Genomic DNA, 20,528 nt, shown 5'->3' on the forward strand with positions numbered 1-20,528 from the left:
ATGACATCATTTCAATTAACGAAAATTTTAAATTTAAAAGAGTATGAAAAACAAAAAGCGCTACACGAATATGAAGAGGCGCGCCGTCGCTTTGAAGAAGTGGCAGAAAAACTGTACCACTTTTTAAAACAAAAAGAAGACTACGAGGAACAACATAAACAACAATTACAATCAGGGTTGGCTGTTCAACATATCCGTTCGTTTCAACAATTTATGAACAATTTGCAGCGCATCATCGACCATTACCAGCATCTTGTTATGCAAGCGCGTCAACAAATGGAGTTGAAACAACTAAAGTTAGTTGAATTGAATGTAGAGGTGAAAAAATACGAAAAAATAAAAGAAAAACATGATGAAATGATCGCGCAACAAATGCGAATTGCAGAACAAAAGCAAATGGATGATATTTCAATTCAACAATATTGTTATCGAGAAACAAGGTGAGCGTCAATGGAACAGTTTGAAAAAGATGAAGAAACGAAAAAAACAAGCAAGTTGCAATGGTTTCTCTTTGTCGTCTTCATCCCGCTTTTATTTACGATCTCGGTTGTTTTGTTGATTTTAACATTCTCTGGCATTAACGTATTTGAACAAGGGAAAAAATATGCAAGTCAATTGCCGTTTGTTTCGCAATGGATTGAAGGAACAGAAGCAAACGAAAAAAAGAAACTAGAAGAGCAAATCGTTGAGCTAAAAGCAACCATTGTTGAGAAAGAAAAGGAGCTTACAAAAACGAAAGATACTATAAAAGAAAAAGATGCAGAAATTGATGCGCTTAAGCAAGAAATCGCACGTTTGCAGACGGAAAAAGAACAAGCGCAACAGCCGACAACACCGTCAACAGAGCAGACAGATGCTACGCGTGTAGACGTTGTGAAAATGTATGAAACGATGTCACCAAAAAAAGCAGCGGAAATTATTCCGCAAATGTCGGATCAAGAAGCGGTTCATTTATTATCAAAGTTAAAAACAGACAAAGTGGCGGCCATTTTAGAAAAAATGGATGCACAAAATGCGGCGAAATATACGAGCTTGCTTGCGAAAAAAGCGAATAATTGAAAGGAGGTGAAAAAATGAATATCGCGGCGATTTCTTCCATGGCTCCATTCAGCGGATCAAATCAACAAACGACTGTTGAAACGGGCGATGGACATGCATTTGCTCATTTGCTTTCCTCGTTGCGTCAAAAATCGGAGTCGGTACAACCGTTGTCCGAACAGTCGGAAGCGATGCAACGAATCGATTGGGAACAGTTGCAGCAATGGTTTGCTCAACTTCCTGTTCATGACGGGTATGCAGACAAGCACATATTATCAACTGAAATAATACAATCGTTTCTTTCTCTTTTACCAGAAGAAACGAAAGTGCAAATTGTTCAACGATTTTCAGCTGAGCCACCGTTTGAAACGATGTTTTCAGCGTCCGATGATCATGATGAAAAAGATGAACTGATGCTCATCATTGCTTTGTTTCAACTAGAACAAAAGCAATGGACGATTCCAGAACCAATAATTGAACAGGCACGTGCAACGTTACGCCATTTGTTTGAGGCACATGATGAGCGAAGTGGAACAATTACAACGATGATTCAAACGATGATAGACAGCCAAAAGCGATTAGTCAACGAATTTCGTACGGATAGCGATCAAGGCAAAGCAATTCAATTGATGACGGAAACAACGATAGACAGCCAAAAACGATTAGTCAACGAGTTTCGAACGGATAGCGATCAAAGCAAAGCGATTCAATTGATGCCGGAGACAACGATAGACAGCCAAAAACGATGGGAAACGAATGAAAACATACAACATGGTGAAACATGGAAATCACTTTTATTTGCTCGTGAGCGGTTAGCTCCAAATGTCGAACAACGTTTAACAGATGGAAACGTAAACGATGAAGCGTTGCAAAAATATTCAGTACGTTCTTATGCGCAATCAACAAATACACGTTTCCAAACAGAACAATCACCTGATTCTGTACAGAAGAAAGTTGTACAATTGCCACAAGAGCGCAAACAATGGACGAGTCAGTTGTCTCATTTGGTGCACGCTGTTCAACAATCAGATGATAAACATGTCCCGTTTGACCGACCAACGATTGATACGACGAATGAAACACCGTTTGTCGCACAGTTTGAGCGAATTGTTCGTTCAAGTCAATTCACGCGATGGAAAAACGGCAATGCACAAATGCTGATTCGCCTTCATCCTGAACATTTAGGATATATAACAATTAAGCTTATTCAACAAAAAGGGAAGCTAACGGCAAAAATGATTACGTCTACAGAAGCAGCGAAGCAGCTAGTTGAACAACATATTCATCAGCTAGCGCATATTGCTGATCATATTACGGTAGAGCAATTCAATGTGTTCGATCAAGCTAAATTTCGCGACCATGCATTCCACCAACAAAAGCAGCAACAGCAGCAACAACAGCAAAAAGAAGAAAAAAAGCAGCCTGATCAATCGTTTGATGAATGGTTAAAAGAGTTGTTTCATTTCGACGTGTAGAGGTGATAGTTGTGACAGCGATCGATCCAAGTTTGCTTTTATCGCAACGCCAAGTCGCGCAGCGTGAAACAGGAAAAAGTTCGCTAGGAAAAGATGATTTTTTAAAAATTTTAATTGCCCAATTGCAACATCAAGATCCGTTAAATCCGATGGAAGACCGTGAATTTATTTCACAAATGGCAAACTTCTCATCGCTTGAGCAAATGGTCAATATGTCAAATATGATGAGCAAGTTTATTGAATCGCAAACGAGCACATCAGAAAAACTCGGCAGCACGTTAGATGCATTGCAAAAGCTTATGCAACAACAATCTGCACCGTCGCTCGCTCAATATAGCGAATGGATTGGCAAAACCGTCACATGGGATGAACAAAGCGGTGTAGTGAGAGCTGTCGTCCAAAAAGGAACAGACATATGGTTAGAGCTTGAACAAGGAGAAACGGTGTTAGCCTCTCGCGTCACAAAAGTGTCGCAATAAAGGAGGTGAAGAAATGGATCGCATTCAGTTTTTTCCGCACACCCCATTGATTCCGGCGAAAAAGCAGACGGTTGTTTCAACGGAGCGGCAATCGTTTCGCGATGCGCTTGCTGAAGCAGGACAAGTATTAAAAATAAGCAAACATGCACAACAACGTTTGCAAGAACGAAATATTCACATTAACGATGAACAATGGGCGGTCATCGGGCAAAAAATTGTAGAAGCAAAACAAAAAGGTGTGCGCGACTCGCTCGTTATTACAGATGAAGCCGCCTTAATCGTGAGCGCTGTCAATCAAACGGTTATTACAGCGATGCATCGTGAAGAAGCACAGAGCCAATTGTTTACAAACATTAACGGAGCCATTATTATATAAGGCTGGACCTTTACAGGAAGCCTTTGAGCGTGTGGAATGACAGAAGCCGCTCAAACAAAGAAAAGGAGAGGATTATATGTTACGTTCCATGTTTACTGGTATTGGTGGTATTCGCAACTTCCAATATAAATTAGACGTCATTGGTAACAATATTTCTAACGTCAATACGTACGGCTATAAAAAAGCGCGCGTCACATTTAAAGATCTCGTTTCCCAACAAATTTCCGCCGCGACATCATCGACAGGAACGCGCGGAGGAATTAACGGAAAACAAATTGGTTTAGGAAGTGGACTTGGTTCGATCGAAACGATTCATACGCAAGGATCGACGCAAACGACGGCACGTCCGCTCGATTTGGCGATCGGTGGCGACGGCTTTTTCGTTGTCGGTTCGATTAATGATGTCACATTAATTAGCATGGATGGACCAGCTGGAAAGCTCGGAACGAATAAAGTGAATACAGGTGTGCCGATCGACCGCGTGTTTAACTTAAGCTTTACACGTGCAGGGAACTTTTATTTAGATGAATACGGCTATGTGGTAAATGCAGACGGGCAATATTTAATCGGGGAAGCAGCGATTAAGACGTTACCTTCTGACAAAAATCTCACTCAAGTTAACAATCTCAGAACACAGCTTGATAACTTTGTTAATGGACGAGATGGACTAGTTAATTTTGTGCAAAATTGGAAAAATAATTTTGATCCTTCTTCTTCGTTTACTAACTTTAATAAGTTTATCGGTGACTTTAATAAGCAAATCGATGTTATGAATGAGAGTGTTAGGAACTTTAACGACGCCGTTTCACCAAAAGCAAACATCAATAACATGACAAAAATTCCGAATAATGGATGGCCGAATACGTTAGATCAGGCCGAAAAAATGATGGGACCGTACTTAGAGCAAATTAGCGGTTTTGTGGAAAGCGTCCAGCAAGTATTACAAGATTATAGTGAACCGAAATACGGAAATGTGACTAGCTTTGAGCCAGGACTCATTCAAATTCCAAAAACAGCGAAAAGTTTCGGGATTACAGCGGATGGAAAAGTAACGTTCATCGATAGCAATGGACAATTAAAAATTGCAGGTCAAATTTTATTAGCGCAATTTCCAAACCCAACAGGTTTAGAAAAAATGGGCGGCAATACGTTTAAAGAAACAAACAACTCCGGTAAGCTCGACCGAAATGCTAACGGGTTAACGATTAATGAGTTATCACGACCTGGTTTAAACGGTGCAGGTGAAATTATTTCTGGAGCGCTTGAAATGTCAAACGTTGACTTATCCGAAGAGTTTACCGAAATGATCGTCGCGCAACGCGGATTCCAAGCAAACACGCGCATTATTACAACATCGGATGAGATTTTACAAGAATTAGTTAACTTAAAGAAATAATAAGGGAGGGGAGGGCACTAGGCTCTGTCTAGTGCCCGCATACATATGATTACATTAACGCGGTTAAATGGAAAACAATTCACACTAAACGCGATATACATAGAGCAAGTTGAAGCGTTCCCAGACACGACCATTACGTTAACGAATGGCAAAAAGTTTGTCGTGCGGGAGTCTGTAGAAGATGTTATGTCATTAGTAGAAACGTTTTATCGTAACATTTCTGTTCTCGGATTAAGGAGAGAGGCGGAGGGATCCGACGTTGAAAGACAATAAAATGTTAAAAATGATGCTAATTATTATGGGAGTGATTACGCTTGTTAGCGTCGTTGCCCTTGTTGTCGTTATGAAATTTATGGGGAATGATGAACCGAAAGAGCCGTCGGTCGATGAAATTGTTGCAAGCTCGTTTGACGTGCCCGAAATGATGACGAATTTAATGGATGGAAGCTTTATTAAAATCGCGTTTAAAATTCAAACAGACAGCGAAAAGGCAAAAGAAGAAGCAGAAAAACGAGATTTTCAAATTAAAAGTATCATTATTGAAGAGCTGTCGGAAATGACGGCGGAGCAGTTTAAAGGAAAGCAAGGAAAACTTCTTTTAGAGAAAAAACTTCGCGAACGCATAAACGAGCTTATGCAAGAAGGAAAAGTTGAGAAAATTTATATAACCTCCTTTATTCTCCAGTAAACAAAATGAATAGGAGTAGGAGGTGAGAACAGTGTCAGGAGAAGTTTTATCACAAAGTGAAATTGATGCCTTGCTTGCAGCGTTATCTGCTGGAGAGATGGACGCGGATGAGCTGAAAAAAGAAGAAGCAGAGAAAAAAGTGAAAGTGTACGACTTTAAACGGGCGTTGCGGTTTTCTAAAGACCAGATTCGCAGTTTGACGCGCATCCATGAAAACTTTGCCCGATTGTTAACGACGTTTTTTTCCGCACAACTGCGTACGTATGTGCAAATTTCTGTCGTATCGGCCGATCAGTTGCCATACGAAGAATTTATTCGCTCTATTCCAAAAATGACGATTTTAACGGTGTTTGAAGTTCCTCCGTTGGATGGACGCGTGCTGTTAGAAGTCAATCCTAATATCGCCTATGCGATGCTTGATCGCGTACTAGGTGGCAGAGGTGTGAGTTTAAATAAAATTGAAAATTTAACAGAAATTGAAACGAAAATTATGTCCAATTTGTTTGAAAAAGCGTTTAGCAATTTGCGAGAAGCGTGGGAATCTGTTGCGGACATCGATCCGATGCTTACAGATTTTGAAGTGAACCCGCAATTTTTACAAATGGTATCACCGAATGAAACGGTCGTTGTCATTTCGTTAAATACGCAAATTGGCGATACGAGTGGAATGATTAATATTTGCATTCCGCATGTGGTGTTAGAGCCAATTATTCCGAAATTGTCTGTCCATTATTGGATGCAAACGCAAAAAAAGGCTCGTGAACCTGAAGAAGTTGCGACGTTGCAAAAGCGATTAAAGCAAACGAAGGTGCCGATGATCGCAGAGCTCGGTACATCGACGATCTCCATTCAAGAATTTTTGCAACTCTCTGTTGGTGATGTCATTCAACTCGATCAAACGGTACGTGATCCACTCGTGATTAAAGTAGGAGACGTGCCGAAATTTATCGGTCAGCCAGGAAAAATGAATAAACGATTAGCCGTACAAATTTTGGATGTCATAAAGGGGGAAGACGGCGATGATGAGTGACGATATGTTATCTCAAGATGAGATTGATGCGTTGTTGCGAGGAATTGAAGAAGACCCGATGCCGTCTAGCACAATGTCGATTGATGAAGTGTTGACGCCGATTGAACAAGATGCGCTTGGTGAGATCGGGAATATTTCGTTTGGCAGTTCAGCGACAGCGTTATCGATGTTACTAAATCAAAAAGTTGAAATTACGACGCCGAACGTTTCGCTTATTGAGCGTGCGCGCATCGCTGAAGAGTTTCCGCATCCGTACGTTGCGATTCAAGTCAGCTATACCGAAGGGTTTTTAGGAACAAATTTACTTGTCATTAAACAATCTGACGCTGCGATTATCGCAGATTTAATGATGGGGGGAGATGGCACAAATCCACCCGATTTTATGGACGAAATTCAATTGAGTGCTGTACAGGAAGCGATGAACCAAATGATGGGTTCGGCTGCGACGTCGATGTCGACGATCTTTAGCAAAAAAGTTGATATTTCGCCACCAAGTTTACACTTACTTGATTTATCGGAAGGCGAAGGATTTGAATATTTACCGCCGGACGATGTATTTGTTAAAGTATCGTTCCGTTTAAAAGTAGGCAATTTAATTGATTCGAATATTATGCAACTGTTGCCAATTCATTTTGCGAAAGAATTAGTCGAAAATTTATTAAATCCGTCTAGTACAAAGACCGAAACATCAGCTACAATAAATACGAACGAGCCACATCAAACCGCGCCATCCGCACAGACGAAACTAGCGCCTTCATCGGCTCAACAAACGCAAAAAGAAGCTCCTCAACATTTTGGGACGGGAGCCGTGCAGCAGCCTGTCAACGTCCAGCCTGTTGCTTTTGCAAGTTTTGAACCAGCGCCATTGCCAGAAGCGGAATCACGCAATCTTGATATGTTGCTTGATATTCCGTTGCAAGTGACGGTGGAACTCGGGCGAACGAAGCGCTCTGTGCAAGATATTTTAAGTTTATCATCAGGCTCCATCATTGAACTTGATAAGCTGGCTGGTGAACCGGTTGACATTTTAGTTAATAACAAATTGATCGCGAAAGGTGAAGTTGTCGTCATCGATGAAAATTTCGGCGTGCGTGTGACGAGTATTATTAGCCAAAGCGATCGGTTAAACAAATTACGATAATTCGGGAGGTTTTTGGAGAATGGCGAGAATTTTAATTGTTGATGATGCAGCATTTATGAGAATGATGATTAAAGATATTTTAACGAAAAATGGGCACGAAGTCGTCGCGGAAGCAGCTGATGGGGCGCAAGCGGTCGAAAAATATAAAGAGTTTCGCCCAGACTTAGTCACAATGGACATTACGATGCCAGAGATGGATGGCATTACGGCGCTGAAAGAAATTAAAAAAATTGACAGCAACGCCAAAGTCATTATGTGTTCAGCCATGGGGCAACAAGCGATGGTTATTGATGCGATTCAAGCAGGAGCAAAAGATTTTATTGTCAAACCGTTCCAAGCAGATCGCGTCATTGAAGCGATTAATAAAACGCTCGGTTAGAGGTGGAATTCATTGCGCTATATTCGCATCATCATGTTGTGCGCATTCGTTGTTCTGCAAGCAGTTTCCCCTGCTTTTGCAGAACAAGCGAACAGCGTAAAAGAATGTGTAGAACATCCAGAAAAGTGTAAAGAACAACAAACAAATGAGGCAACTCAAACGGCAACAGTTTCAGAATCGACTCCGATTACCGTTTGGGATTTCGTTAAACTGATTGGTGCAACTGCTTTTGTTATATTTTTGTTATATGCGCTTTTAAAATGGTTAAATAAACAAAACCGATTTTATGAGCGAAAAGGGCTCATTCAACATTTAGGCGGGGCAAGTTTAGGAACGAATCGAACGATTCAAATTGTAAAAGTCGGTCGGCGTGTGTTAGTTGTTGGTGTAGGAGAATCGATTCACTTATTAAAAGAAATTACCGATGAACAAGAAATTGAAGAACTGCTTAAGCAACATGAAGCGCGCCTCGATTCATTGCTTGATACAAACGTATGGAAATCATTGCAATCGCTTTTACAGCAAAAAACGAACGAGCCTCGTTTTCGCCAATTGTTCGATCGAGAGTTACAACAGTTGGTTGAGAAGCGAAAACAAGCGATGAGAGCGCTGGAAAAAGAAAGGGATTCACATGAATGAAGTGATGCAATTTTTTAACAATAGCGCGCCCGAAAACGTAGCGACATCTGTGAAGCTGTTATTGTTGCTGACGGTCTTATCGATTGCGCCAGGCATTTTAATTATGGTGACGTCGTTTACGCGCATCGTGATCGTCTTATCGTTTGTCAGAACAGCGCTCGGCACGCAACAAATGCCGCCGAACCAAGTCATTATCGGGCTATCTTTATTTTTAACATTTTTTATTATGGCACCGACGTTTCAACAAATTAACCGCGATGCCTTGCAGCCGCTGTTTGATGAAAAAATTAATTTAGAGCAAGCATATGAACGAGCCGAAGCACCATTAAAAGAGTTCATGAGCAAACATACGCGACAAAAAGATTTAGCTTTATTTTTAAGCTACGCAGGGGCTGAACAGCCAAAAACAGTACAAGATATTCCGATATCAGCGCTCGTCCCTGCTTTTGCGATTAGCGAATTAAAAACAGCGTTTCAAATCGGCTTCATGCTATTCATTCCGTTTTTAGTTATTGATATGATTGTGGCAAGCGTATTAATGTCGATGGGAATGATGATGTTACCGCCGGTCATGATTTCGTTACCGTTTAAAATTTTACTGTTTGTTCTTGTGGATGGTTGGTATTTAGTTGTGAAATCATTATTAGAAAGCTTTTAAAGTAGGTGGGAAAAATGAGTCCCGATTTTGTCATTCAAGTTGCGGAACGCGGTGTGTACATGGTGCTTGTCGTATGCGGACCGCTCATGTTGCTTGCGCTTGCGGTCGGACTATTGATTAGCATTTTGCAAGCGACGACGCAAATTCAAGAACAAACGTTAGCGTTTGTTCCTAAAATTGTTGCCGTGTTACTCGGTCTCGTTTTTTTCGGACCGTGGATGCTTTCGCGCATGGTGTCATATGCATACAATATTTTTAGCAACTTAAGTAAATTTGTAGGATGAAGCGTATGGAGCTATACACGTATGTACCAACTTTTTTACTTATTTTTGCGCGCGTCGCTTCATTCTTTGTGACGATGCCGCTTTTCTCATATCGAAACGTGCCAAACGTTCATAAAATCGGTTTTGCCTTTTTTATTAGTTGGCTCATGTTTTTTTCGCTTGATCCAAAGCCATTGGATATTGACGGGACGTATATGATGTTGTTAATCAAAGAAGTGCTTGTCGGGTTATTGATTGGGCTTGTTGCATTTATCATTATGTCGGCTATTCAAATTGCGGGCGGATTCATCGATTTTCAAATGGGGTTTGCGATTGCAAACGTCATTGACCCACAAACAGGTGCCCAAAGCCCGCTAATGGGACAATATTTATACACGATCGCTTTGTTTTTTTTACTCGCCGTCAATGGACATCATATGTTGTTAGACGGTATTTTTTATAGCTATCAATTCATTCCGCTCGATCATCTCGTTTCGTTTGGAAATGAACAAATCGCAGAACAAGTTGTTCGTTTATTTCAAGCGATGTTCGTCATTGCTTTACAAATGGCTATTCCGATTGTTGGATGTTTGTTTTTAGTCGATGTAGCACTTGGTATTGTCGCGCGAACTGTCCCACAGATGAACATTTTTGTGATCGGTCTTCCCGTAAAAATTATCGTTAGTTTTGTGCTGTTTGTTATCGTATTTTCAAGTATGTTTGCCGTCACAAAGCAATTGTTTGAATTCGCTTTTATATCGATGCGCGGCATGATGAAATTGTTAGGAGGGGCGTAGCGTGAGCTGGTTGTCGGTCGATCTGCAGTTTTTTGCAGGAGAAAAAACAGAAAAAGCGACGCCAAGAAAACGGCAAGAAGTTCGTAAAAAGGGACAAGTAGCAAAAAGTGCAGATGTAACAGCTGCCTTTTTAATGCTTATCGTTTTTCTCGTCCTCTCTTTTTCTTCCGGTATGTGGAGAGATGCAATTACTCGGCTATTTCGCCAGTCGTTTCAACATTATTTTTTTATGGATGTGACGATCGATTCTGTACAGCTCATTTTCGTTGATCTCCTACAGCAACTTGCATTGCTCGTTGGACCTATTTTTTTAGCGGCAATTGCGGCGGCGTTATTTGCTAATTTTGTGCAAGTCGGTTTTTTATTCACAACGGAACCGCTGCAAATGAAGTTAAGTAAACTTGACCCGATTCAAGGGTTTAAGCGCATCTTTTCGCTCCGCGCCCTTGTAGAATTGCTCAAATCGATTTTAAAAGTATTGTTTGTTGGTGTTGTCACATTTTCTATTTTATGGATGCACATCGATGATATTTTATCGTTATCGCATAAATCGGTTGGGGCAATTGCCGCGACGCTTGGACGTTTAACGATTCAAATGGGGCTTGTTGCTTCTGTCGCTTTACTATTTCTTTCGCTGTTCGATTATTTATATCAACGGTATGATTTTGAAAAAAATATTCGTATGTCAAAACAAGATATTAAAGACGAATACAAAAAGACAGAAGGAGACCCGTTAATTAAATCACGCATTAAGCAAAAGCAACGAGAAATGGCGATGCGCCGCATGATGCAAGAAGTGCCGAAGGCAGATGTCGTCATTACAAACCCGACGCATTTTGCTGTGGCGTTAAAGTACGATGAACAGCAAGCAGACGCTCCGATCGTTGTCGCGAAAGGAGCAGATTATATGGCGCAAAAAATAAAAGATATTGCGAAAAAAAATGACGTCATGATCGTTGAAAATCGGCCGCTTGCACGTGCGTTATACGATCAAACAGATGTCGGGATGGTCATTCCAGAAGCTTTTTTCAAAGCAGTAGCAGAAATTTTAGCGTACGTTTACAAAACGAAAAATAAACTTTAATTTTATGTATGCGAACAGGAGAGAACGTTTATGTCGGCAAGGGACTTATCTGTATTAATTATGGTTGTATTAATTGTAGCGATGCTCATCATTCCTCTACCATCATGGTTGCTTAGTGTCCTCATTATCATGAACATTTCTCTTGCGTTGCTCGTTCTCTTAACATCGATGAATATGCGCGAACCGCTCCAATTTTCGATCTTCCCTTCGCTCCTCCTTTTGCTTACCTTATTCCGTCTCGGTTTAAACGTTTCAACGACTCGCTCGATTTTAAGCAAAGGAGAAGCGGGAGGGGTTGTTGAAACGTTTGGAACGTTTGTCATTGGTGGTAATGTTGTTGTCGGTTTCGTCGTCTTTTTAATTTTAGTTATTATCCAATTCGTTGTTATCACAAAAGGGGCAGAGCGCGTATCAGAGGTGGCTGCACGTTTTACGCTTGATGCGATGCCGGGAAAACAAATGAGCATCGATGCCGATTTAAATGCTGGCATCATTTCCGAACAACAAGCGAGAGAGCGACGTGAAAAAATTGCTCAAGAAGCGGATTTTTATGGAGCGATGGACGGAGCAAGTAAATTCGTGAAAGGTGATGCCATCGCAGGAATTATCATCGTATTAATCAATATGTTATTTGGTATCGCCATTGGCATGGTACAGCAAGGTATGGATATTGGCGAAGCAGCGAGACGATATACGTTGCTAACAGTAGGGGATGGGATCGTTAGCCAAATTCCAGCGTTATTAATTTCAACTGCAACAGGAATTGTTGTTACGCGCGCCGCTTCGGATGACAACTTAGGCGCCGATATTATGCAGCAATTGTTCGCGTACCCAAAAATGTTATACGTGACAGCAGGGACGATTTTTTTACTTGGGCTATTTACCCCAATTAATGATTTGTTAACAATTCCGATTGCTTCGTTGCTCGCTTTGGGGGCATACCAATTTACAAAACAAGCCGATGCGCCTGAAGCAACAACAGAAGAGACTGAAGAAGAAATCGAAATGAATCAAATGAAAAGTCCAGAAAGTGTTGTCAGTTTACTTAGCGTTGATCCGATTGAGTTTGAATTTGGATACGGATTAATACCGCTTGCTGATGCGAATCAAGGTGGAGACTTACTAGACCGCATCGTCATGATTCGTCGACAACTCGCTTTAGAGCTCGGTATCGTTATTCCTGTTGTCCGCATTCGCGATAACATTCAGCTGCAGCCAAATGAGTACCGATTAAAAATTAAAGGCAATGAAGTGGCGCGTGGCGAGTTGTTACTTGATCATTATTTAGCGATGAGCCCTGGCATTGATGACGATGCCATTGAGGGAATTGATACAGTAGAGCCAGCGTTCGGATTACCAGCGAAATGGATTTCCGAAGAAATGAAAGAACGAGCAGAAATGTTTGGCTATACGGTCGTTGATCCACCATCTGTCGTATCTACGCATATTACTGAGCTGTTGAAGGCGCACGCACATGAATTGCTCGGTCGTCAAGAAACGAAACAGTTAATCGACCATGTGAAAGAGTCGTATCCGATTTTAGTGGAAGAAGTGACGCCAAATCCGTTATCCGTTGGCGATATTCAAAAAGTGCTTGCGAACTTATTACGTGAAAAAGTATCGATTCGCAATTTGCCGGTCATTTTTGAAACGCTTGCGGATTTCGGTCGAATGACGACAGATCCAGATCTTTTAACGGAATATGTTCGTCAGGCGCTCGCTCGTCAAATTACGAGCCAATACGTTGTTGAAGGACAGCCATTACGGGTAATTACATTATCAGGAAAAGTAGAGAAAATGATTGCCGAAGGAGTACAACAAACGGAGCACGGCAATTATTTAGCGCTTGATCCGGTCGTCTCGCAAGCGATCGTTGAAGCAATTGCGATGCAAATTGAACAATTTCCGTTTCAAGATCAAACGCCAATTTTACTTTGTTCACCGGCTGTGCGCATGTATGTGAGACAATTGACTGAACGATATTTCCGTCACGTTCCAGTATTGTCGTATAATGAACTTGAAGCAAATGTGGAAGTTCAAAGTGTTGGGGTGGTGAATGTGGAATGAAGGTAAAAAAGTTTGTCGCTTCGTCTATGCCAGAAGCGATGAAAATGATTCGAGCCGAGCTCGGGAATGATGCTGTGATATTAAATTCGAAAGTTGTGCATAAAAAAGGGTTTTTAGGTTTATTTTCCCGAAAAAATATTGAAGTGATTGCTGCTGTTGATCCAAAACCAGCCACTCCGCCCGTTCAAAAAATAAAAGAAAAACGAAAAGAGCGCACAGAATCGATGCGTGATGAACAGTTATTAAAGGAAATCCATGAATTAAAAGCAACGATTCGTCAATTATCGCAAGGAGGAGGAGTTGAGCATTATCCTACTCCATTAAAAGCAATCGATGCGCATTTAATCGACCAAGAAATAAGCGACGATGTGCGAGCGATGCTGATGTCCACGTTGTTGCAGCGTTGGTATACTTCGGAAAAAAATGCCACATATGACGAGGTGAAGCAATGGCTTCATGAAGAAATCGTTCGTGCATTATCTTCGCTTTCGTTTGGGGGAATTTCGTTTCAAAAAAAATTTATTAACGTTGTTGGACCAACGGGGGTTGGCAAAACGACGACGCTTGCCAAAATGGCCGCTGATTGCGTCATTAAACATCGGAAAAAAGTTGCATTTATTACGACAGATACGTATCGCATTGCCGCCATTGATCAGTTGAAAACATACGCAAAAATTTTAAACGTTCCTCTTGAAGTATGTTACAATCTCGACGATTTTCGTAAAGCGAAAGAGAAGCTAGCATCGTATGACATCGTTTTTATCGATACTGCCGGGCGAAACTTTCGCAACGCTCAATATGTAAATGATTTAAAAGAAATGATCGACTTTAATGAGGAAATGGAAACGTTTCTTGTGTTATCACTCACAGCAAAATGGAGAGATATGAAAGACATTTACGATCAGTTTTCAATTATTCCTATTCATAAGTTTATTTTTACAAAAGTCGATGAAACAAGCCGACATGGTGCGATGTTAAATATGATGATTCAATGCCGTATCGGCGCAGTGTACATGACGCACGGACAAAACGTGCCCGATGATATTGTGGAAGCTACTCCACAGCTTGTTGCAAATATGGTTACCGGGGTCGAGCTACGATGATGAGAGATCAAGCGGAAAGCTTACGTTTACGCGTGAAAAAAAATGCAGCACGGAACAGAAACGAAAACGATTGCTGTATTAAGCGGCAAAGGCGGAGTTGGAAAATCGAACGTTTCGTTAAACTTTTCATTGGCGTTACGCCAACGCGAAAAACATGTATTGCTGTTTGATATGGATATTGGTATGGGGAATATCGATATTTTACTTGGACAATCGTCATCTTATACAATGATCGATATTTTTCGTCCAAACGTTACCATTCATGATACTATAAAGACAGGACCTGAACAGTTATCGTTTATTGCTGGCGGAACAGGGTTCACAGAAATTTTTCATATGGACGAACAAAAAGTCGAGTATTTTATTGAACAATTGCAACTCGTTTCCGAGCAATACGATTATCTTATTTTCGATATGGGAGCAGGGATGTCCGAAGATCGTCTGCAGCTGCTCAAAGCGGTTGATGATATTTTTATCATAACAACTCCGGAACCGACCGCTTTGACAGATGCATATGCAACGGTGAAATACATTCACTTAGCAGATCCGCAACTCCCGATTTATGTGTTAGTCAATCGCGCACGTTCGGATAAAGAAGGAGTAGAGACACTCCAGCGTTTAAAACAAGTGGCAAAACGTTTTTTAGGAAAAGAATTACACGCATTAGGATATGTACCTGAAGACCGAACGGTAAGTAACGCTGTCATTCGTCAAACGCCTTTCCTTTTATTTGATCCGAGTGCAAAAGCAAGCAAGGCGCTTATGCGAATGACTGATCGCTACTTAGCGAACGGGGAACACGAGGAGCAAACGAAACGTCCGTTTCACTTTTTTGCAAAGCTTCGCCAATACTTTTTGGAAAGGTAGGTTATCATCGCTATGAATAAGGTGAAAGTGCTCGTCGTTGATGACTCTGCTTTTATGCGAAAATTAATTAGCGATTTTTTGTCAGAACATCCGCGTTTGCACGTCGTAGGTACAGCGCGCGACGGACAAGAAGCGTTGCAAAAAATTGAGCAACTCAATCCGGATGTCGTGACGTTAGATGTTGAGATGCCTGTCATGAACGGGCTTGAGACGTTAAAACATATTATGCAAAAAAAGCCACTTCCTGTCGTCATGATTTCAAGTACGACGACAGAAGGAGCGGAAAATACAATTTTAGCGTTGCAATACGGGGCGGTTGACTTTATTGCGAAGCCTTCAGGAGCCATCTCACTAGATTTATATAAAATTAAAGATAAGATGATCGAAAAAGTGCTCTTAGCAAGCGAAGCGAATTTGCGAACAGTCAAAATAAAGCAAAAAATGTCTATGTTGCCACAAAAGCAATATAGTAAAATAGGAGTAAGCGAACGGAACAACGCAATCGGAAAGAAAAAAATTATCGCCATTGGCACATCAACAGGAGGACCACGCGCTCTTCAACACGTATTAACGAAATTTCCAGCGACCATTGACGCGCCGATTTTAATCGTCCAACATATGCCGAAAGGGTTTACAAAATCGTTAGCGACAAGACTTGATTCGTTGTGCAACATTCGTGTCAAAGAAGCAGAAGATGGAGAAGTGATTCAAAAAGGGACAGCATATATCGCCCCAGGTGGGAATCATTTATATGTGAAACGCGTAGGCACATCGTTAGCCATTCATTTAGATGAAGCAGCGCCGCGCAATGGGCATCGACCTTCTGTTGACGTGATGTTTGAATCGTTAAGCGCTTTAACAGATTACGAAAAAGTAGCTGTCATTATGACAGGCATGGGGTCAGACGGTACGGCAGGATTAAAACAGTTAAAGGCATCTGGCAACACGTTTGTCGTTGCAGAATCTGCTGAATCTTCCGTTGTGTTTGGTATGCCTAAGTCAGCCATTGCTGCAAACGTTGTTGATGAAATCGTTCACGTTGACGATATTGCTGAAGCGGTAATGAGACACGTACAAGTTTGAGGGGGATAGGAACAATGGACATGAGCCAATACCTCGAAGTGTTTATTGATGAAAGTAGAGAACATTTACAAACGATTAACGAACAATTGTTAGAGCTTGAAAAAAATCCAGATGATGTGGCGATCGTTAATGAAATTTTCCGCTCTGCCCATACGCTAAAAGGAATGTCAGCAACGATGGGATTTGAGGACTTAGCAAATTTAACGCATCAAATGGAAAATGTACTTGATGCCATTCGCAATGAGAAAATTTCGGTCACACCTGAACTGCTTGATGTCATTTTTCGCGCTGTCGATGATTTAGAAGCGATGGTTGTCTCTATTTCAGAAGGTGGAGACGGAAAGCGTGACGTCACCGAAGTCGTTGCGCAGTTAAAGCAAATTGAAAAAGGGGATGTTGTTGCAGTCCCTCAAAAAAGCAACTCAACGTATGAACAAACGTATGATGAATTTGAATATACCATTTTAAAGCAGTCCGCTGAACAAGGGTTCCACAGTTATGAAGTCACGATCAAACTACGTTCTGACTGTCTATTAAAAGCTGCTCGTGTATTTATGATTTTTGAAGTGATTGAACAAATTGGAGAAGTGATTAAATCTGTTCCGACCGTTGAAATGTTAGAGGCCGAACAGTTCGACGATCAATTTGTCGTGACCGTCGTGACAAAAGTGTCACAAGATGAATTACAAAAGCGCATTATGAAAGTGTCGGAAGTGGAGCAAGTTATCGTTCAACGAGTGAACTTACATCGATCTACAGAAGAAGAAAAAACGACGGAAACAAAACACGAACAAAAAGAAGAACAGCAAGCAGTAGAGCAAGCGGTTGAGAAAAAACAAGAAGCACAAGAAGAAAAAGCAACTGGAAAACAAGTAAGCAACAAGACGATTCGCGTCAACATTGAACGTTTAGACGTACTAATGAACTTGTTTGAAGAGCTTGTTATTGATCGCGGACGATTGGAGCAAATTTCGCGCGAACTGAACAATCCAGAATTACACGAAACGGTTGAACGGATGTCGCGCATTTCAGGAGATTTACAAAACATTATTTTAAATATGCGCATGGTGCCCGTTGAAACGGTATTTAACCGCTTTCCGCGCATGGTTCGTCAATTAGCTCGCGATTTAGGAAAGAAAATTAACCTTGAAATTATTGGAGCAGAAACGGAGCTTGACCGCACAGTCATCGACGAAATTGGCGATCCGCTCGTTCATTTATTGCGCAACGCCATCGATCACGGCATAGAAACGCCAGATGTACGTCGCGCAAAAGGAAAACCGGAAGAGGGAACAGTCAAATTAAAAGCATATCATAGTGGCAATCATGTATTTATTGAAATTGAAGACGACGGCGCAGGCATTAGTCGCGAAAAAGTGCTGAAAAAAGCCATTAGTAAAGGCATTATTTCTGAACAAAATGCGGCGAACTTAACGGATAAACAAGTATATGAGCTTATTTTTGCTTCAGGTTTTTCTACAGCGGATAAAGTATCCGATATTTCAGGCCGTGGTGTCGGATTAGACGTTGTAAAAAGTACAATTGAGTCGCTAGGTGGATCCGTGTCGATTGATTCAGAGGAAGGAGTCGGCTCGATCTTTTCGATTCAACTACCGCTTACACTATCCATTATTTCTGTTATGCTCGTTGAAATTCAACATGAAAAATATGCGATTCCGTTGTCATCGATCATCGAGACGGCCATCGTGAAAAAAGAAGACATTTTACATGCCCATAACCAAAAAGTCATTGATTTCCGTGGAAAAGTTGTTCCGCTCTTATTTTTGAAAGATATTTTTGAAGTACCTGTTGTGAAGGAAGACGATGATTTCTTGTCCGTTGTTATTGTGCGGAAAGGTGAAAAAATGGCTGGACTTGTCGTTGACTCGTTTATCGGTCAACAAGAAGTGGTGTTAAAATCGCTTGGCAACTACTTAACGTCTGTGTTTGCCATTTCTGGCGCGACCATTTTAGGAGATGGACAAGTGGCGCTCATTGTTGATTGCAACGCGCTAATTAAGTAGGGACAAGCGAGAGGGGGAATTTGATGTGGCTGAGCTGAAAGTAATTGTGTTTCAATTAAAAGACGAAGAATATGCGATTCCAGTGCAACAAGTGCGCTCCATCGAAAAAATTCAGCATATTACGCGCGTTCCTCGCGTTCCGAAATATGTGAAAGGTGTCATCAATTTACGTGGGGTCGTTACACCAATTATTGATTTACGCATGCGTTTCGGATTAGAAGAAGCGCAATTTTCCGATCATACGCGCGTCATTATCGTCGCGCTTGACGACATTGAAGTCGGCTTAATTGTTGATGCAGCAAACGATGTAATAGATATTTCGACAGAAGCGATTGAACCGCCACCGGAAGTAGTTGATGCAACAACAGCGGACTATATTAATGGTGTTGTAAAAATCGGAAAACGTCTATTCATTTTATTAAACTTAGAAAAAGTATTAAAAACAGAGAAAGGATAAATCGTCCATGTCATATTTTGAACAGATGGATGCCTTCCATATGGACATACTAAAAGAGATTGGAAATATTGGTGCGGGTCACGCAGCAACAGCGTTATCAAAGCTGCTAAATAAAAGAATAGAAATGACGATTCCAGATGCGCGCATCATTTCATTTGATGAAATGATGGACATTGTCGGTGGAGCTGATAATGTCGTTGCTGCTGTTTTTTTGCGCATTGAAGGGGATGCGCCTGGCAATATGTTTTTTGTATTATCGATCGAGCAAGCGGAACGATTTATCCAACAAATGATTGGTGATGAACAATTTAAACTTGAACAAGATTGTTCGGAGTTGTCGCTTTCTGCTTTGCAAGAGCTGGGTAACATTTTAGCAGGCTCGTATTTATCGTCTTTATCAGATTTCACGCATTTAAAATTATATCCATCTGTTCCTGAGCTCAGCATTGATATGATCGGGGCGATTTTAAGCTACGGCTTAATCGAAATGTCGCGCGTCGGTGATCATGTTATTGTTATTGATACGGCTATTCATGAAGAACATCAATCGAATGATCGTGTAAGTGGCCACTTTTTCTTGCTTCCTGACCCCGAATCATTTCGTATCATCTTTCGGGCTTTAGGTGTGGGCGATGATGAGTGAAATTGACCAAGTAGTGAAAGTCGGCATTGCTGATATGAACGTTGTAAAGGCACCGCATGTCATTCGCACATGCGGACTCGGCTCGTGCGTTGGTGTTGTTGTATATGATTTAGTGAAAGAAGTGGCTGGCATGGCGCACGTCATGTTACCTGATTCATCGTTAGCAAAATCTGACCAAATGAATGTAGCCAAATATGCCGACACCGCGATTGAAGAGTTAGTGCGGCGCGTCATCGGGGCAGGAGGACGAAACGGTCATTTAAAAGCGAAAATGGCTGGTGGTGCACAAATGTTTCAATTTCGTACAGGAACGACAGATATGATGCGCATTGGGCCGCGCAACGTTGATGCTGTTCGCGAGCAGCTTCAGCGGTTTCGCATCCCGATCGTTGCTGAAGATGTTGGAGGGAGTAGTGGACGGACGATTGAATTTCATCCGAAAACAGGCATGTTGCTCATTCGAACAGTAAATCAAGGGGTACGGGAAATTTAATGGCTGGTACATGGAAATTTAACGTTATTTTTGCTTTATTCGGCTGTATAATCGCCTTGTTTTCCTCATTATTGCAAAATAGCATATGGACGTCTACTATACGTGCGTTGATTGCATTTGTTGTTTTCTTTATTTTTGCTTTTATCATTCGTTGGATGATCGCATTTATTCAAAAAGATACATCAACGTCAAATGTCTCTTTCACACAATCAGACGATGTACATGTCGAACAAATGATAGAGAACCTAAACGAAGAAGAGCAGGAAAAAGTAGCAGAATATATTCGTCAATTATTAAACCGCGACGAAAAATAATTCAGCTTTTGAAACGTAGCTTAGGGGGGATGAT

Annotated in this window: 24 protein-coding genes and 1 pseudogene; all 25 read left to right on the forward strand. The window is 41.2% G+C overall.

Annotated elements, in window-relative coordinates:
- The 25 genes and pseudogenes from fliJ to NST18_RS05465 all read left to right on the forward strand — a co-directional run bounded on the left by fliJ (nt 1) and on the right by NST18_RS05465 (nt 20,494).
- Nucleotides 1–444, forward strand: coding sequence for a flagellar export protein FliJ (fliJ, locus tag NST18_RS05345; protein ID WP_064214148.1), 444 nt, complete (start codon nt 1–3; stop codon nt 442–444).
- Nucleotides 445–450: 6 nt separating this feature from the next.
- Entirely contained in the window at nt 451–1,059 is a 609-nt protein-coding gene (locus NST18_RS05350; protein ID WP_088223356.1) for a MotE family protein, read from the forward strand.
- A gap of 14 nt (nt 1,060–1,073) precedes the next feature.
- Entirely contained in the window at nt 1,074–2,513 is a 1,440-nt protein-coding gene (locus NST18_RS05355) for a flagellar hook-length control protein FliK (protein ID WP_340721273.1), read from the forward strand.
- An 11-nt stretch (nt 2,514–2,524) separates the two neighbouring features.
- Entirely contained in the window at nt 2,525–2,992 is a 468-nt protein-coding gene (locus NST18_RS05360) for a FlgD family protein (RefSeq protein WP_004891062.1), read from the forward strand.
- Nucleotides 2,993–3,005: 13 nt separating this feature from the next.
- Nucleotides 3,006–3,368, forward strand: coding sequence for a TIGR02530 family flagellar biosynthesis protein (locus tag NST18_RS05365; RefSeq protein WP_004891061.1), 363 nt, complete (start codon nt 3,006–3,008; stop codon nt 3,366–3,368).
- A gap of 76 nt (nt 3,369–3,444) precedes the next feature.
- Nucleotides 3,445–4,764, forward strand: coding sequence for a flagellar hook-basal body complex protein (locus NST18_RS05370; RefSeq protein ID WP_004891059.1), 1,320 nt, complete (start codon nt 3,445–3,447; stop codon nt 4,762–4,764).
- A gap of 45 nt (nt 4,765–4,809) precedes the next feature.
- Nucleotides 4,810–5,037 (forward strand): flagellar FlbD family protein, encoded by a 228-nt coding sequence (locus NST18_RS05375; RefSeq protein ID WP_004891058.1) that lies wholly within the window; start codon nt 4,810–4,812, stop codon nt 5,035–5,037.
- Between the two features lies 1 nt (nt 5,038).
- A complete protein-coding gene (gene fliL, locus NST18_RS05380) occupies nt 5,039–5,452 on the forward strand; it encodes a flagellar basal body-associated protein FliL (protein WP_004891056.1) in 414 nt (137 codons plus the stop codon).
- Between the two features lie 31 nt (nt 5,453–5,483).
- Nucleotides 5,484–6,482 carry a flagellar motor switch protein FliM gene (fliM, locus tag NST18_RS05385; RefSeq protein ID WP_340721274.1) on the forward strand — a complete coding sequence of 333 codons (999 nt, stop codon included), beginning with the start codon at nt 5,484–5,486 and terminating at the stop codon, nt 6,480–6,482.
- Nucleotides 6,472–7,623 carry a flagellar motor switch phosphatase FliY gene (gene fliY, locus NST18_RS05390; protein ID WP_064214583.1) on the forward strand — a complete coding sequence of 384 codons (1,152 nt, stop codon included), beginning with the start codon at nt 6,472–6,474 and terminating at the stop codon, nt 7,621–7,623. Before fliM ends, fliY begins: the two co-directional genes overlap by 11 nt.
- A gap of 19 nt (nt 7,624–7,642) precedes the next feature.
- Nucleotides 7,643–8,002, forward strand: a complete 360-nt coding sequence (locus tag NST18_RS05395; protein ID WP_003394872.1) for a response regulator — start codon at nt 7,643–7,645, stop codon at nt 8,000–8,002.
- Nucleotides 8,003–8,014: 12 nt separating this feature from the next.
- A complete protein-coding gene (gene fliZ / locus NST18_RS05400; protein ID WP_064214584.1) occupies nt 8,015–8,641 on the forward strand; it encodes a flagella biosynthesis regulatory protein FliZ in 627 nt (208 codons plus the stop codon).
- Nucleotides 8,634–9,299: a flagellar type III secretion system pore protein FliP gene (fliP, locus tag NST18_RS05405; RefSeq protein ID WP_004891046.1), complete on the forward strand. Its 666-nt coding sequence runs from the start codon at nt 8,634–8,636 to the stop codon at nt 9,297–9,299. Before fliZ ends, fliP begins: the two co-directional genes overlap by 8 nt.
- A 14-nt stretch (nt 9,300–9,313) precedes the next feature.
- Nucleotides 9,314–9,583: a flagellar biosynthesis protein FliQ gene (fliQ, locus tag NST18_RS05410; RefSeq protein ID WP_035018732.1), complete on the forward strand. Its 270-nt coding sequence runs from the start codon at nt 9,314–9,316 to the stop codon at nt 9,581–9,583.
- Complete coding sequence (gene fliR, locus NST18_RS05415; RefSeq protein WP_004891044.1) at nt 9,580–10,359, forward strand: flagellar biosynthetic protein FliR; 780 nt, start codon at nt 9,580–9,582, stop codon at nt 10,357–10,359. The genes fliQ and fliR overlap by 4 nt, the downstream gene beginning before the upstream one ends.
- A gap of 1 nt (nt 10,360) precedes the next feature.
- Nucleotides 10,361–11,443, forward strand: a complete 1,083-nt coding sequence (gene flhB, locus NST18_RS05420; RefSeq protein ID WP_064214585.1) for a flagellar biosynthesis protein FlhB — start codon at nt 10,361–10,363, stop codon at nt 11,441–11,443.
- Between the two features lie 30 nt (nt 11,444–11,473).
- Entirely contained in the window at nt 11,474–13,510 is a 2,037-nt protein-coding gene (flhA, locus tag NST18_RS05425) for a flagellar biosynthesis protein FlhA (protein WP_064214586.1), read from the forward strand.
- A complete protein-coding gene (flhF, locus tag NST18_RS05430; RefSeq protein WP_064214587.1) occupies nt 13,507–14,613 on the forward strand; it encodes a flagellar biosynthesis protein FlhF in 1,107 nt (368 codons plus the stop codon). Before flhA ends, flhF begins: the two co-directional genes overlap by 4 nt.
- A pseudogene (locus NST18_RS05435) lies at nt 14,610–15,480 on the forward strand (MinD/ParA family protein). The gene flhF and the pseudogene NST18_RS05435 overlap by 4 nt, the downstream one beginning before the upstream one ends.
- Nucleotides 15,481–15,492: 12 nt before the next feature.
- Entirely contained in the window at nt 15,493–16,563 is a 1,071-nt protein-coding gene (locus NST18_RS05440; protein WP_004891039.1) for a protein-glutamate methylesterase/protein-glutamine glutaminase, read from the forward strand.
- Nucleotides 16,564–16,577: 14 nt separating this feature from the next.
- The gene (locus NST18_RS05445; RefSeq protein WP_340721275.1) at nt 16,578–18,587 is read left to right on the forward strand and encodes a chemotaxis protein CheA; all 2,010 of its coding nucleotides are present in this window, start codon (nt 16,578–16,580) and stop codon (nt 18,585–18,587) included.
- 25 nt (nt 18,588–18,612) lie between these two features.
- Entirely contained in the window at nt 18,613–19,044 is a 432-nt protein-coding gene (locus NST18_RS05450; RefSeq protein WP_094241167.1) for a chemotaxis protein CheW, read from the forward strand.
- A gap of 7 nt (nt 19,045–19,051) precedes the next feature.
- On the forward strand, nt 19,052–19,687 hold the full coding sequence (locus tag NST18_RS05455; RefSeq protein WP_340721277.1) for a chemotaxis protein CheC: 636 nt from the start codon (nt 19,052–19,054) through the stop codon (nt 19,685–19,687).
- A complete protein-coding gene (locus NST18_RS05460) occupies nt 19,680–20,180 on the forward strand; it encodes a chemotaxis protein CheD (RefSeq protein ID WP_004891035.1) in 501 nt (166 codons plus the stop codon). Before NST18_RS05455 ends, NST18_RS05460 begins: the two co-directional genes overlap by 8 nt.
- On the forward strand, nt 20,180–20,494 hold the full coding sequence (locus NST18_RS05465) for a hypothetical protein (RefSeq protein WP_004891034.1): 315 nt from the start codon (nt 20,180–20,182) through the stop codon (nt 20,492–20,494). The genes NST18_RS05460 and NST18_RS05465 overlap by 1 nt, the downstream gene beginning before the upstream one ends.
- The last annotated feature ends 34 nt before the right edge of the window (nt 20,495–20,528 follow it).

This window comes from Anoxybacillus sp. FSL W8-0104 (genome assembly GCF_038004465.1).
In the GTDB taxonomy this organism is placed as follows: Bacteria; Bacillota; Bacilli; order Bacillales; family Anoxybacillaceae; genus Anoxybacillus; species Anoxybacillus flavithermus_G.

What these genes read in the sequence shown, in the direction of transcription:
- fliJ (WP_064214148.1), top strand. Translation starts at nt 1, where the DNA reads ATGACATCATTTCAATTAACGAAAATTTTAAATTTAAAAGAGTATGAA.
- fliQ (WP_035018732.1), top strand. Translation starts at nt 9,314, where the DNA reads ATGAGTCCCGATTTTGTCATTCAAGTTGCGGAACGCGGTGTGTACATG.
- flhA (WP_064214586.1), top strand. Translation starts at nt 11,474, where the DNA reads ATGTCGGCAAGGGACTTATCTGTATTAATTATGGTTGTATTAATTGTA.
- flhF (WP_064214587.1), top strand. Translation starts at nt 13,507, where the DNA reads ATGAAGGTAAAAAAGTTTGTCGCTTCGTCTATGCCAGAAGCGATGAAA.
- NST18_RS05440 (WP_004891039.1), top strand. Translation starts at nt 15,493, where the DNA reads ATGAATAAGGTGAAAGTGCTCGTCGTTGATGACTCTGCTTTTATGCGA.
- NST18_RS05395 (WP_003394872.1), top strand. Translation starts at nt 7,643, where the DNA reads ATGGCGAGAATTTTAATTGTTGATGATGCAGCATTTATGAGAATGATG.
- NST18_RS05365 (WP_004891061.1), top strand. Translation starts at nt 3,006, where the DNA reads ATGGATCGCATTCAGTTTTTTCCGCACACCCCATTGATTCCGGCGAAA.
- fliR (WP_004891044.1), top strand. Translation starts at nt 9,580, where the DNA reads ATGAAGCGTATGGAGCTATACACGTATGTACCAACTTTTTTACTTATT.
- NST18_RS05455 (WP_340721277.1), top strand. Translation starts at nt 19,052, where the DNA reads ATGTCATATTTTGAACAGATGGATGCCTTCCATATGGACATACTAAAA.
- NST18_RS05350 (WP_088223356.1), top strand. Translation starts at nt 451, where the DNA reads ATGGAACAGTTTGAAAAAGATGAAGAAACGAAAAAAACAAGCAAGTTG.
- NST18_RS05370 (WP_004891059.1), top strand. Translation starts at nt 3,445, where the DNA reads ATGTTACGTTCCATGTTTACTGGTATTGGTGGTATTCGCAACTTCCAA.
- fliY (WP_064214583.1), top strand. Translation starts at nt 6,472, where the DNA reads ATGATGAGTGACGATATGTTATCTCAAGATGAGATTGATGCGTTGTTG.
- NST18_RS05375 (WP_004891058.1), top strand. Translation starts at nt 4,810, where the DNA reads ATGATTACATTAACGCGGTTAAATGGAAAACAATTCACACTAAACGCG.
- NST18_RS05465 (WP_004891034.1), top strand. Translation starts at nt 20,180, where the DNA reads ATGGCTGGTACATGGAAATTTAACGTTATTTTTGCTTTATTCGGCTGT.
- fliL (WP_004891056.1), top strand. Translation starts at nt 5,039, where the DNA reads ATGTTAAAAATGATGCTAATTATTATGGGAGTGATTACGCTTGTTAGC.
- NST18_RS05460 (WP_004891035.1), top strand. Translation starts at nt 19,680, where the DNA reads ATGAGTGAAATTGACCAAGTAGTGAAAGTCGGCATTGCTGATATGAAC.
- fliP (WP_004891046.1), top strand. Translation starts at nt 8,634, where the DNA reads ATGAATGAAGTGATGCAATTTTTTAACAATAGCGCGCCCGAAAACGTA.
- NST18_RS05445 (WP_340721275.1), top strand. Translation starts at nt 16,578, where the DNA reads ATGGACATGAGCCAATACCTCGAAGTGTTTATTGATGAAAGTAGAGAA.
- NST18_RS05355 (WP_340721273.1), top strand. Translation starts at nt 1,074, where the DNA reads ATGAATATCGCGGCGATTTCTTCCATGGCTCCATTCAGCGGATCAAAT.